This is a genomic window from Sphingobacterium sp. JUb56, assembly GCF_014191365.1.
Classification (GTDB): domain Bacteria; phylum Bacteroidota; class Bacteroidia; order Sphingobacteriales; family Sphingobacteriaceae; genus Sphingobacterium; species Sphingobacterium anhuiense.
The window spans coordinates 3,070,150-3,082,560 of sequence record NZ_JACHWL010000001.1 but is presented as its reverse complement, the minus strand read 5'-3'; the positions used below and the strand labels follow the sequence as shown (position 1 = coordinate 3,082,560).

Annotated in this window: 20 protein-coding genes; all 20 read left to right on the top strand. The window is 35.7% G+C overall.

What is annotated here, in order from left to right:
• Positions 1–109: 109 nt before the first annotated feature.
• Positions 110–670: a response regulator transcription factor gene (locus FHR29_RS13245; RefSeq protein WP_183915249.1), complete on the top strand. Its 561-nt coding sequence runs from the start codon at positions 110–112 to the stop codon at positions 668–670.
• Entirely contained in the window at positions 667–879 is a 213-nt protein-coding gene (locus FHR29_RS13240) for a hypothetical protein (RefSeq protein WP_183915247.1), read from the top strand. The genes FHR29_RS13245 and FHR29_RS13240 overlap by 4 nt, the downstream gene beginning before the upstream one ends.
• Positions 876–1,196: a hypothetical protein gene (locus FHR29_RS13235; RefSeq protein WP_183915245.1), complete on the top strand. Its 321-nt coding sequence runs from the start codon at positions 876–878 to the stop codon at positions 1,194–1,196. The genes FHR29_RS13240 and FHR29_RS13235 overlap by 4 nt, the downstream gene beginning before the upstream one ends.
• Complete coding sequence (locus FHR29_RS13230) at positions 1,190–1,408, top strand: hypothetical protein (RefSeq protein WP_183915243.1); 219 nt, start codon at positions 1,190–1,192, stop codon at positions 1,406–1,408. The genes FHR29_RS13235 and FHR29_RS13230 overlap by 7 nt, the downstream gene beginning before the upstream one ends.
• A gap of 11 nt (positions 1,409–1,419) precedes the next feature.
• Entirely contained in the window at positions 1,420–3,411 is a 1,992-nt protein-coding gene (locus FHR29_RS13225; protein ID WP_183915241.1) for an AAA family ATPase, read from the top strand.
• Complete coding sequence (locus tag FHR29_RS13220) at positions 3,411–3,647, top strand: hypothetical protein (RefSeq protein ID WP_183915239.1); 237 nt, start codon at positions 3,411–3,413, stop codon at positions 3,645–3,647. Before FHR29_RS13225 ends, FHR29_RS13220 begins: the two co-directional genes overlap by 1 nt.
• A 165-nt stretch (positions 3,648–3,812) precedes the next feature.
• Positions 3,813–4,742, top strand: coding sequence for a recombinase RecT (locus FHR29_RS13215; protein WP_183915237.1), 930 nt, complete (start codon positions 3,813–3,815; stop codon positions 4,740–4,742).
• Positions 4,742–5,476: an MBL fold metallo-hydrolase gene (locus tag FHR29_RS13210; protein ID WP_183915235.1), complete on the top strand. Its 735-nt coding sequence runs from the start codon at positions 4,742–4,744 to the stop codon at positions 5,474–5,476. Before FHR29_RS13215 ends, FHR29_RS13210 begins: the two co-directional genes overlap by 1 nt.
• Position 5,477: 1 nt before the next feature.
• Complete coding sequence (locus FHR29_RS13205; RefSeq protein WP_183915234.1) at positions 5,478–6,035, top strand: hypothetical protein; 558 nt, start codon at positions 5,478–5,480, stop codon at positions 6,033–6,035.
• Between the two features lie 7 nt (positions 6,036–6,042).
• A complete protein-coding gene (locus FHR29_RS13200; RefSeq protein ID WP_183915232.1) occupies positions 6,043–6,261 on the top strand; it encodes a hypothetical protein in 219 nt (72 codons plus the stop codon).
• Positions 6,221–6,673 (top strand): hypothetical protein, encoded by a 453-nt coding sequence (locus FHR29_RS13195; RefSeq protein WP_183915230.1) that lies wholly within the window; start codon positions 6,221–6,223, stop codon positions 6,671–6,673. Before FHR29_RS13200 ends, FHR29_RS13195 begins: the two co-directional genes overlap by 41 nt.
• Before the next feature lie 181 nt (positions 6,674–6,854).
• On the top strand, positions 6,855–7,193 hold the full coding sequence (locus FHR29_RS13190; protein WP_183915228.1) for a hypothetical protein: 339 nt from the start codon (positions 6,855–6,857) through the stop codon (positions 7,191–7,193).
• Between the two features lie 66 nt (positions 7,194–7,259).
• Positions 7,260–7,715, top strand: coding sequence for a hypothetical protein (locus tag FHR29_RS13185; protein ID WP_183915227.1), 456 nt, complete (start codon positions 7,260–7,262; stop codon positions 7,713–7,715).
• Complete coding sequence (locus tag FHR29_RS13180; protein ID WP_183915225.1) at positions 7,715–7,960, top strand: hypothetical protein; 246 nt, start codon at positions 7,715–7,717, stop codon at positions 7,958–7,960. The genes FHR29_RS13185 and FHR29_RS13180 overlap by 1 nt, the downstream gene beginning before the upstream one ends.
• A gap of 3 nt (positions 7,961–7,963) precedes the next feature.
• Positions 7,964–8,395 (top strand): ASCH domain-containing protein, encoded by a 432-nt coding sequence (locus FHR29_RS13175; protein WP_183915223.1) that lies wholly within the window; start codon positions 7,964–7,966, stop codon positions 8,393–8,395.
• A gap of 30 nt (positions 8,396–8,425) precedes the next feature.
• On the top strand, positions 8,426–8,821 hold the full coding sequence (locus tag FHR29_RS13170; protein WP_183915221.1) for a hypothetical protein: 396 nt from the start codon (positions 8,426–8,428) through the stop codon (positions 8,819–8,821).
• A 1-nt stretch (position 8,822) separates the two neighbouring features.
• Positions 8,823–9,752 carry a hypothetical protein gene (locus tag FHR29_RS13165; protein ID WP_183915219.1) on the top strand — a complete coding sequence of 310 codons (930 nt, stop codon included), beginning with the start codon at positions 8,823–8,825 and terminating at the stop codon, positions 9,750–9,752.
• Positions 9,753–9,756: 4 nt separating this feature from the next.
• Positions 9,757–11,256, top strand: coding sequence for a replicative DNA helicase (dnaB, locus tag FHR29_RS13160; RefSeq protein ID WP_183915217.1), 1,500 nt, complete (start codon positions 9,757–9,759; stop codon positions 11,254–11,256).
• Between the two features lie 52 nt (positions 11,257–11,308).
• Positions 11,309–11,683: a hypothetical protein gene (locus FHR29_RS13155; protein ID WP_183915215.1), complete on the top strand. Its 375-nt coding sequence runs from the start codon at positions 11,309–11,311 to the stop codon at positions 11,681–11,683.
• Positions 11,676–12,410: a terminase small subunit gene (locus FHR29_RS13150; protein WP_183915213.1), complete on the top strand. Its 735-nt coding sequence runs from the start codon at positions 11,676–11,678 to the stop codon at positions 12,408–12,410. The genes FHR29_RS13155 and FHR29_RS13150 overlap by 8 nt, the downstream gene beginning before the upstream one ends.
• Position 12,411: the final 1 nt, after the last annotated feature.

The following is a 12,411-nucleotide window of genomic DNA, read 5'->3' as shown; positions in this document are numbered from 1 at the left end:
AATCTATTATCTATTGTTGATAGAAAATAAATCTATTACATTTGTACCATACGAACAAAACAAAGATACAATTAACAGTCATTTACCACAATAGTATAATAGTACCATTATGCATAATAACAGAATATACGCAGGAATGATTGACAAAGGAGCTGAGTTTTTCAGTGTGAAATCAAGACTTTATTGCGTTCACAATTTTAAAATTCACACTTGGCCAGATCTACCTCCAAAAGTACTAGAGTGGGTAGAGAACGATATGCTAAACCAGCCAGACGCATTATGGTCATTGTCAAGTTGGGAAAATTTAATACGTGAAGATTGGACTTACAGATATATCCTTTGTCGATTTGGTGGACTTGATGATAAACCTGATTTCACAGATAAAGGTGAAGTTAACCATACGGAATATGTTGAATGCGAATTAAGAGGCACATGTAAGTATGAGGGCAAGTTGTGTTGCTCAATCAAAGTTATAAATGGAATATTAACGAAATCGGAAATTGAAGTTTTGAAGATAGTTAAACAGCCAGATAAGATCATTGCATCTGAATTGAATATTTCCCCAGATACAGTGTCTACTCATCTGCAAAATATTCGAATCAAAACAGGCTTAAAGAACAAAGCAGAACTATCAATTTTCGCTTACCAAAAAGGACTAATAAAATCATGAAAATCATAAAAATAGAACCTCAGCCGACAGTTGCTGGATTGATTTCTGAAATGAAAATAGGTGAAACGCTTCATTTTGATATATCACATACACGAGCGGTTCAGGAGGCAGCAAGCAGAAAGATGAAGTCTGCTTCTCCGAATTTTAAGTTCCCTACGGTTGTAAATAGGGAAATGGGGATTATTCAAGTAACAAAGGAGTCATTATGAGATCGGTATTTGATTACGAATTAAGAAACATGCTTACAGATGCTGCAAAGCTAGGAGCGACACAAGCATTAGCTGATACAGGAGCAATTAAGCCTTATATGAATAAATCAGAGGCATATCGCTTATACGGAAGGGGTAAAGTTGACAACTGGATTAAAGATGGGCTTATTACTCCCAGAGGTGAGATCGGTAAATCTTGGCAAATCGATCGTGTGGAGATCCAGGCTTTGTCTTCATCCGGTACCGTTGCTCAGTATATAAATACTCAATATTTCAAGGACAAAGGTGTTAAAATCAATCTAGACAAAGAATGCTAACAAACGAAAAACTTTTAGCTCTGGGATTTGAGAGGAGCGAATGGGAGGACGAAGATGAACTCTTTGTCGATCACAGAATCCAAAAAGGAAATGTTGTCATCGAGATCTCGAATCTTGAAAAAGTAGAAGTAACGACTAAAGGTAACTACATCGAACTTCCAAAGGTTGATAACGACCAAAAGCTTGAACAATTATTAAATCTATTATCATAAATCATAAAACAATGAATATCCTAATCAAAACTCTAACATTAATCAACTTCAAAGGAGTTAAGAAACTTACAGTTGATTTCAATTTCATCACCAACATTTATGGTGCCAATGCATCTGGAAAAACTACCATCTTCGATGCTTTTACTTGGATGCTCTTCGGAAAAGATTCAACTGATCGTAAAGATTTTAATGTAAAACCTTTAGATGAAGTCGGAATAACTAAAGATCGAACTGAAAATGAAGTTTCCGCGGTTCTTGAGGTAGATGGTCAAGACATTTATATCCGCCACATCCAAAAAGAAAAATGGACTAAGAAAAGAGGTGAGGAGGTTGCTGAATTCTCTGGAAATGAACATTTATACTTTTGGAATGATGTTCCTTTACAGGCAGGTGAGTTTCAGTCTAAGGTGAATGATCTAATGCCCGAGAATGTATTTAAACTGATTACTAATCCGCTTTATTTCAATTCTCAAAAATGGCAGGATCAAAGAGCCGTGTTGTCTGAGATTTCAGGTGAGATCACTGATAGCTTCTTGACTGGAAAATATCCTGAGTTGCAGGAACTGCTTAATTCTTTGGATGGTAAAACTTTGAAAGAGTTCAAAGCAAAGGTCTCAGGTGAGAAGAAAAAGCTGAAAGAACAATTAATTGAGATACCTGGTCGTATCGATGAAGCAGAACGCGGTAAACCTGAACCAGTTAATGAGGAGGAAATTAACGCTCGCATAGCGGAACTACAAACCGAATATGATGCTTTGGATCAGGCTATCGAAGATAAGAACGCAGCTAATGAATCAGAAAACATTCGTATTCAATCCGTTCAAAAGGAGATTCATGCTCTAAAGCTCGAGATCCAAAATATAGAATCAGCACATCGCTCTGCATATAATTCAGAGTTATCAACGGCTAATTCGGGTGCAAATGAAGATAAAGCAAGATTATCTCAATTAGAATCGCAATTGCGTTTGCAAGAAAATCAATTGAATCAATTGCAAAGTTCTCATACTGATCAATTGGCACGTATTGAACGTGATAAGACTGATATCAACGATCGTATTGCAAGCCTACGCATTCTTTTCACATCCGTAAATGCTCGTACTCTGGATCCTAATGAAACAATGTGTAAAGAGTGTGGACGTGAGCATGAATCGCATAATGTTGAAGAAATCCGTACTAAATTCAACGAGATCAAAGTCAATGAACTGAAAGTGTTGAATGTTCAAGGTGCTGGGTTAAATGCTGATTTGGCAAAACGTGACGAAGATATACTTCAGGCTAATGAAAACTTTGAGACAACGAAAAGTGCAATTTCATCATCGATTGAGACTTTGAAAGGGTCAATTACCGATCTAAAGATAAAGATCTCAAATGCTGAATCTAATAAGGTTGTTGTTAAATCTTATGAAGATCGCGTAATGGAAGATGATTCAATTGCTACTAAAACAGCAAAGATTACGGAATTGACCGGACAATTAGAAACTACTCCAGTAGATCTGTATGATCTTAGATTGAAAAAAGGAGTGATCAATGCAGATCTGAATTCGTATAAACTAAAACTAAACACTGCAGATCAAATTGCTAAAGCTGATGTACGTATTAAAGAGTTGAAAGATCAGGAGAAAACCATGTCTCAGGAACTCGCTTCTCTGGAGAAACAAGAATTCGCCGCTGAAAAATACGAGAAGGCAAAATCTGAGGAATTGGAGAATCGCGTTAATGGAATGTTCAAGTATGCAAAATTCAAGTTATTCTCAAAGTTGATCAATGGTGGTGAAGAGCCTACTTGTCAAACGACTTATAATGGTGTGCCATTCTCTGACCTTAATACTGCTGGTAAGATCTTGGTAGGAATTGATATTATCAATACGCTATCCGCCCATTATGGTGTAACTGCACCCGTATTCCTTGATAACCGAGAATCTGTATCCGTAATTCCAGATACTGCAGCGCAAACCATTAACCTTATTGTTTCACCTCAAGACGAGAAATTAAGAGTAGCGTAATGAGAAATAGAACTTGGGATTATCATTTAGGTGATAATGGAGGATCTAGCCTTGTTGAAAAACAAGAGATATTACTTCCATTAGGGGCGATTTTTAGACATGAATACGGAATTTATCGTGTAACAAATTATCTAAATGCTGGAGGTTTAGAGGAGACTCGGTATAGCCACATTACTGATGTAGAATGTGAAAGGGATTACAATTTAACTAGAAAACTTACGCCTAAAAATGGCTAAAAAATCCACCACACCACTTTCATTAATAAAAAAGGTGTCATGCTCGGGATGCAAATTTATGCACTCGGGCGATCACCCAGCAATAATGTGGTGTGGTAAAATCAGAATGCCAATGCCTTCTGAAAAATTAAATCAATGTATTTATAAAATTTTAAAATAATAACTATGTCTAATCAACAATCTGCAGTTGCAGCACAACAAGAAGAAAAAAATATTACTACGTCAGTATTAGCAAAGATCACTTCTTTTCAACAATCGGGTGAACTTCGAATTCCCAAAGATTATAGTCCTGAAAATGCTTTAAAAAGTGCTTGGTTAATTTTGCAGGAAACAGTGGATTCAAATAAACAGCCAGTCCTTGCAACATGCTCCAAAGAGAGTATAGCAAATGCTTTACTGAAAATGGTAGTTTGGGGACTTTCTCCTCTTAAAAAGCAAGGTGATTTTATAGCGTACGGAACCAAATTGGAATTTACACCAGAATATACAGGTAATCTAGTCCTAGCTAAACGATATGGTGGTTTGGTCAATCATAATCAAAGAGCCATTTTCAAAGGTGATGAGTTCGAGTTTGAAACAGACTTAGAATTTCCCTATCGTACTAGAATTTTAAAGCACAAGCAATCCTTAGAAAATATAGGAGGTGAGGTTATTGGTGCGTATTTCGCGTTCGAATTAGCGGATGGCACTAAGGATGTTGAGATTATGAATATCTCACAAATAAAACTTGCTTGGGGGCAAGGTGGATCAAAAGGTAATAGCGGTGCCCATAAAAATTTTAGTGATCAAATGGCTATTAAAACAGTCATCAACCGGGGTTGTAAACTATTGATAAGATCTTCAGATGACAGTGTTCTTTATGAAAAGGAAGATCAGGAATATGATGCTATCACAGATCAAGTTCGAACTGATATCCGTGCAAATGCGAATAAGCAAACAATTTCTTTTGAGGATGCAGTGATTGTTGAAGAAATCAAATCAAGAGATGCGATTAAAGAAAAGAAACCTGCTTCTATTCCAGACGAGCCAAAACGTTCAGCTATGCAACCAAATGAGAATCCTGGTGGTGATGACCAAGTTGAAATGAACTTCTAATGAGGTTACACATCATAAACAGTAATAGTGATGGTAACTGTTACCTTTTCACCGACAATAATGGGGAAACCCTTATTGTCGAGTGTGGGGTAAGATTCGAAAGGATAAAGCAAGCTTTGAATTTCGATTTGAGCAAGGTAGTGGGATGCTTAGTAACACATGAACACGGCGATCACTGCAAAGGTGTGAAAGACGCGGTAAAGTCTGGAATTGACATTTATGCTACTGCCGGAACGATCAAAGGTTTAAAATGTATTCATCACCGTTTCAATGCTGTTAAAAAAGGAGGAATCTACAAACTAGGTCCATTTGATGTTATTGCTTTTGATACTCACCATGATGTTAATGAGCCATGTGGATTCTTAATCAAACATCCTGAAATGGGTACAACGTTATTCCTTACCGATACGATCTACTGCAATTATCAATTCCCTGGATTAAATAACATTTTGATCGAAGCTAATTATAGCCAAGATATAATTGATGAAAAGTTAGCTGGTAATCGCTTTCTAAGAAATCGGGTTATTCAATCCCATATGAGTGTGGAAACATGTTTAGAAACGCTTCAAGCAAATGACTTACGAGCTGTAAACAACATTGTTCTTATTCACCTGTCCGATAGGAACTCGGACGCCAAAGTCTTCAAACAAAGAATTGAGGATGCAACATTAAAAACTGTTACGATCGCTACTGCAGGACTAACAATTGACAACTTTAATATACATCCATTCTGATATGAACGAATTATCAATATTACAAAAAGTTTGCTTTCATTGTAAACAGGATAAGCCTTTGAAGGAGTTTTATAAACATCCTAAAATGCCAGATGGTCACGTTAATAAATGTAAAGTATGCAGTAAAGAATATGCTAAAGGGAACTATAAATCTAACACTTTAAAATCTGGCTTCTATGATAAAGAGCGATCTAGATGGAAACGCAGGTATAGAAAGAAAAATGAATCTAGGGGGAAGCCTGTCCAGGATCAATTACCTAAGATTTATTCAGAAACATGGAGAAACTTTTTTGAAAAATACCCGGAGAAATATAAAGCTTATAACGCCGCTCAAAATATAAAAGTAAAAGTTAAGGGAAATCATAAACATCACTGGAGTTATTCTGATAATAACCTTAAAGATATTATTGAGCTTTCTCAAAAGGACCACGTTTTTGCTCATACTAAGATATATTATGATCAAAATTTACTCTGCTTTCGAGGACTTGACGGAACAATTCTAGACACAAGAGAATCACATATTGCTTATTTATCATTATTTGGAATCAAAATATTTTAAATTAACCATGACAGACATTGAAAAAGTAAATAACCTATACTCACGAATCAAAGAGTTTGATTTTCCTGAGTGTCAAGATGAAAACCTTAGCAAATTGGTATCTGAAGTAAAGGAAGGTTTTCAAATAATTTTAACGGGTTTTTCTGCCGCTTCAGAGAATATCAGAAACTTAAGATCTAAAAATCATGAATCAAATAATAATTCCCAAGCCAGCAATCAAAGTTAAATTAACTCCGCAACGAGAGTTCAATATCTTGAAGGATGTTCAATTTATTGGAACTATTGCTCAGCTCGTTGAAAATAAATGGAGAAACAATCTATTTGATTCCGAGGTGAAGGATCAAACTTTAAAAAACTTTAGTGCACAGATCTATAAAGGCGCTCAGGGCATGAAAAACTCTTTAATGCATAAGTATAACCTGAAGGATGCAGATGAGCTTGAATACGATATGGCATCGGCTATGGATAGGGTAGTTTCGTTCTTTTGTTTACTTCCCCATCAGCTAGTTGAGAATATAATGGATAAGTTAGAAGAAGAGAAGAGAGCGATAGAACTTGAGCACGCCGGAGTTGTACCTATCGAGGTTCACAAGGATGTTTATGACATCGCTCCTGAGTATCATGAAGTGGGCGATTAATTTAATTTTACGAAAATCAAGTAATCCATTTGGATTACTTAAAATTAAGTTATACATTTGGATTACTTAATTGTATCATCTCACATCAATACAATTTATAAAGACATTTTAGCCCTTGATAGGATGAACCAGTTGTGAGATGCTGGGGATTCCTGCCAAGGGCTTTTTTAATCTCAAAATTATGGTAGTAGAACTCAAAAAAGTGAAAATCACCAAGTCGATTTTTAACCAATTAACCGGTCCATTGCTTGATACAGATTCAAAATACGAGGTCTTGGGATGGGTATTCGATAAAGGAAAATATATTTTGCTTTACAATAAGGAAACCAATTCTTTAGCGAAGATGAGAACATTCTCAAATCTTTCTATTGATCCTAAAATGCCGAATTGCGCTTTAATAGCCGTTAATGGATTAAATAAACTTAAATCATTTCCTACTGGCCAAGACGCTTTAAACTGGTGCGCAAAAATCAACATTATTCAAACAGAGGCCAACTTAAAAGGCCAATTATATATTTAAATTATGGAAAAATTAACATTACAAAACCTAGCGCCTTATCTTCCTTATGGTCTAAAATGTCACAACATGGGAAATCATGATGATGACAGCACCCCAATAGTTCAAGAAATAATAGGATTAGATCAAGATGGTGTCTTGGTAAGTTTTGAACATGAGGATGAACATTATTCATATTCCGATACATTCCCATTGCTTAGACCGATGTCTGACCTAATAATGGTAATTGAGCATAATGGAAGAAGGTTTATTCCTATGCACCGATTAAAAAATGGCGGTACTGATCTTAATGAATATAGATTCTTAGAATGGAAAGGATATTCTGCTATTGATAATGAAGAGCACGAGACTTGTTATAATCCCGATAATAGATCCTTTAATCAGTATTTTATGGGTGATACTAGAGAGTGCCGCGACCAGTGCTCTAAATTTCAAAATCTTTTTGAATGGCACTTTGATGTTTTCGGACTAATCGAAAAGGGTTTGGCAATTGACATTAACAAGTTAGAAAGCGAGGTGAAATAATGGGCAGGGCAGCAGATAGAACAGCAAGGCGCAAAGCTGAAGCGATAGAATGGAGGAAACAGTTTGATCAAAGAAAAGAATCTCTTAAAAATCAAGGGTATGAAGTGTATTTATCATCAAAGGCACATGGTGAAGAGGGGTGGTCTTATCGTAAAGATGGTAAACTAATCGAAGGTTTGGCATGGGAAAGTGAAAACGGTGCTGTTAGTTATTTAGAGGAAAAATTGAAAATATCAAATCAATAAATTATGAAAGCACTTAGTATAAAACAACCATGGGCATCCCTGATCGCGTATGGCATAAAAGACATAGAAAACAGAACTTGGAAAACCAAATTTAGAGGGAGGATCTATATTCATGCATCTGGTAAGCCATCGTTTAATAATCTGACTTTGGGGTTATCTAACGATCAAATTGATTACGTCTTCTTAAAAACAGAATTTCCATTACTAACTAAAGATATATTTTATAGTAAATCAGCTATCATTGGTGAGGTTGATATTGTTGATTGTATGATAAATCATCCGAGTATATGGGCAGAGAAAACGGAGACATCCGCAGGATATCCAATAAAGCATATTATTTATAACTGGGTACTTGCAAACGCAGTGATTTACGATGAGCCGATATTAAATGTAAAAGGCAAGCTTTCACTTTGGGAGTATGAAACAGTGCTGTAATTTTATATAAAATAATTTTAAAAGAAGCATATGAATACAGATGAAATTATAAATAAACTATTCTCTTGTTCAAGTCAGGAAATAGTATCAACAATAATGGGAATCAATAGGGAGTCATTTATATTCCAATTACATAATTATTCGAAAGCAATAGTGACAATTAATGATTGGGGTGAAACAGAGTTTTATGTCACTATAATAATTATTGTAGAAAATGATGTGGATCAAACTCATTTGTATCTAGGTGATATTTATAAAGAGTATTTCGAAATTAATTTGAAAAGGTTTAATCCTCATGTTATTAGGTCAGTTTTGTGCTCCGTAGATAATAAGGTTTTAAATGAAGAATTTATTGATAATCATAGACATCCAGATGGGCCATTGATTTTTTATTTTTTTGATTCAGAATTTAATGTGAGTTTGTAATATGGCAAAAGAAGTTGAAATAAACGGGTATTCACTTTCTAGGGCATGGTTTGACTTCTCCTTTGAAAATCAAGGAAAGGTTACTGGTAATCATGGATGTATGTTTATGTGGTTCTTAGAGCTTAATAACCGTATGGGATGGGTTAAGGAGTTTGGGGCACCAAGAGAGCAAACTATGGTTGCTGTAGGGATATCATCGTACAATACGTATAAGAAAGTGTTTAATGATTTGGTAGAATGGGGGTTTGTGAAAGTTGTAAAAGAAAGCAAAAACCAATGGACTGCAAACATAATTGCCCTATCAAATTTTAACAACACACAGTATAAAGCACTTGACAAAGCACTGATACAAGCAAGCGAATGCCCTATCAAAATTTGCGAAAGCAACATAGAGGGCACTGATACCGGCACCATACAAGGCACTAATACTGGCACTGTAGCCATAAATAAACCATTAAACAATGAAACAAGTAAACCAATAAACAATATTCCGCTTGCAGCGGTAATCACTGATTTTAAAAATGATTGGGAGCAGTACGATCCTGAAGATTTTGAAACTCCCAAGAAGGATTTGTTGAATGATAAAGTTTTTATTTCCGATCTGATTGAAGCTTATAGCTCTCATGGAATAAATGAACATGACTTAATCAGATTGATCAATATTTTCTTTACTCAGATAAAAATAAAAAGGGAACCAAAGACAAATTTGAAAGGATATAGATCTTACTGTACTAATTGGTTGAAAATTGAATTAGACAAATTGATCAGTAAAACTTTGAAGTTTTCAAATAAGATCACTGATGTAGAATCGGCACCTCTTCATCAAGGTTTAGAAAAAGAGAAAGTTGGAAAGTGGCTTTGGAACAACAACGGCTGGAGGGATACTACACTCTTCACAAAGGAGCAAAAAAAGAAACACGGTTTAGCGTAGGATTATGAAATCAGAAACACAGGCAAAGAATAGTTTGGGTAAATTACCACCTCAGGCAATAGATTTAGAAGAAATCATCATTGGATCTATTTTGATCGACAAGGAGGTTTTTGTTGAAATAGCGGAAAAGTTAAGGCCTGAAATGTTTTACAAAGAGGCGAACAAAATCATTTATGAGCATTGTGAAAAGCTTTCAATGAACTCTGAGCCTATTGATATTTCATCTGTAATGACATCATTGAAAACTGCTAATAAACTTGAAGCAGTGGGAGGAATTACATATTTGATTGATTGTTCTGACCGTGTAATTTCAACTGCTAACCTCGATTTTCAAACTCAAGTTGTCATTGAGAAATCAATCAAACGTGAAGTGATCAAGCAAGCGGCCGACACTATGACGAAATGTTATAATGATGTTGATGATGTCTTCGAGATAATTGCTTCTAACGACTTAAAAATTGATGAAATAATTAACCAAACAGTCAAAAAGAAGGAAGTCAGCATTGCTCAGGCATTTAGTGAAATGATGCAAGAGCAAAGAGATGCATACAACAATCCTGGCGAAAAAAACGCTAAAGGAATTCCTACTGGATTTAAGGAAATTGATAGAATCACCGGTGGCCTGCAAAACTCTGATTTGATAATTCTTGGAGCTCGTCCAGGTATGGGTAAAACTTCTTTAGTTATTCAAGTAGCTAATAATGCCGCAGATAGTGGTGCTCCTGGAGCAGTGTTTTCTTTGGAGATGTCAACAATTCAATTGGTCAAAAGAACAGTATCAAGTGTTACTGATATCCCGTTATCAAAATTTGTAAATTCTAATTTGGATCGTCATGATTTTGAAAGAATTGACACTTTCGAAGAAAGGATAAATTCAAGTCAAATCATTTTTGATGATACCGCAGGTCTAACACTTTCAGAGCTTGTCGCAAAGGCAAAAAGATTCAAACGGAAATACGGAATAGAGTGGATCGTAATTGATTATCTGCAATTTATCGAAATAGGAAATGCCCTACCTCGAAATGCTGATATCAGAGCTCAAACAGAAAAGAAATCAAAGGTTTTGAAAATGTTGGCCAAAGAATTAAATATTCCGGTGATCGCATTATCACAGCTTAGTAGGACTCTAGAATCACGTCCTGGTAATTCCAAAAGGCCTATGCTTTCGGATTTACGCGAATCAGGAGCTATTGAGCAAGATGCGGACATGGTATGGTTTCTTTATCGTCCTGAGTATTATGGACTCAGTGAAACAGAAGATGGTGATTCAACAGATGGACTTGCTGAATTAATCATAGCTAAGCATCGGAATGGAGAAACAGGTATTGTAAATCTATTCTTCAAAAAAGAAACAACAGGATTTTCAGACCCTATTGATTCTGCAGATACATCAGGTATGATCACTGATTTTTCCTTCGTTCAAAGCGCTATTACATTGCCTTCAAACGATATGAGCAAGTATACGAATTGGGATAATCCACAGCTTGACGACACTCCATTTTAAAAACTAAGTAATCTATTTGGATTACTTAGTTTTTGTAATTAGCTTTGCTAATATGGAAAAATTCATTTTAAAACTAGCAACTCAGCGTAATCCTGATATCCCATTTGAGGATTATAGGGAAGCATTGACAGCTCAGAAACTGGATGAAACCATCGTGAAAGCAATCTATAACCATGTCAATCCTGGACCAAAGAAGTGTAATTCTGAAATTCTTTTTGCTGCTTCAGTGCTTTTAATCTTTTCACCTAAGTCAATTTTACTCAGTGAAAAAGTTGAGAACGGAATCTGTAGCACAATCAAGAAGTTTCTTGGTATCAATCAACAAAGTGCTTCATACCGCATTAAAGTGGCTCGGGAAGTATATCAAGTTGATAAGGTGTTTAAACATCTAGTTGATGAATTAGTAAAGGAGGTGAAAGGTGAGTGAGATCAACGAAGAGCTAACCGAGCGACAACTGAAGTTTTGCCAAGCTTACCTAGATAATAATTTTAATAAAACAAAAGCAGCTAAGGAAGCAGGATATGCTGTCGCAAGTGCAGCCGTTGAAGGTAATCGGCTGCTAAAAATTGCTAAGGTGCGTGAAGAAATCAAGCGTTTGGCGGAAGAGCAGACTATTACATCTGAAGAGACCGTTAAGCTAATTTCGGATATCGCGAAAGCTGATATTAAAGACTATCTCGTAACCCGTAAAGTTGAACGTTCAAAAAAAATTAAGAAGCCTTTATCTGATATCATAAGAGAGAAGAGAGATCAAATTGATTTTGAAATTGAGTATGCCAATCGGGTGACGTTCGAAGAAAAAGAACTCAAAGAGCATCTTAGTAGAATTGATCAAATCCAAAGAAGTATTATCCGTCTAGAGATTGAACTTGAGAGAAATCCCAAAGCACATCGCATTGTCTATTCTGAACCCGAGCTAGTGGATGAAGTTGAGCTTGATCTCGTTAAGATCAAGAAGGATAAGGAAGGTGGTAAAATAAAATCATTCAAATACGGTAAATATGGACCTGAGATTGAGTTTTATTCTGCCGCTGATATGGCTGTTAACATGGCTCGTATTTACGGTAGGTTTAAAGACAATCTTAATGTTGATGCAGATGTAAAAGGTTCTATTAGTCCGGAAAATTGGTTGGCTTTGCAGGGGGGAAAGTGAT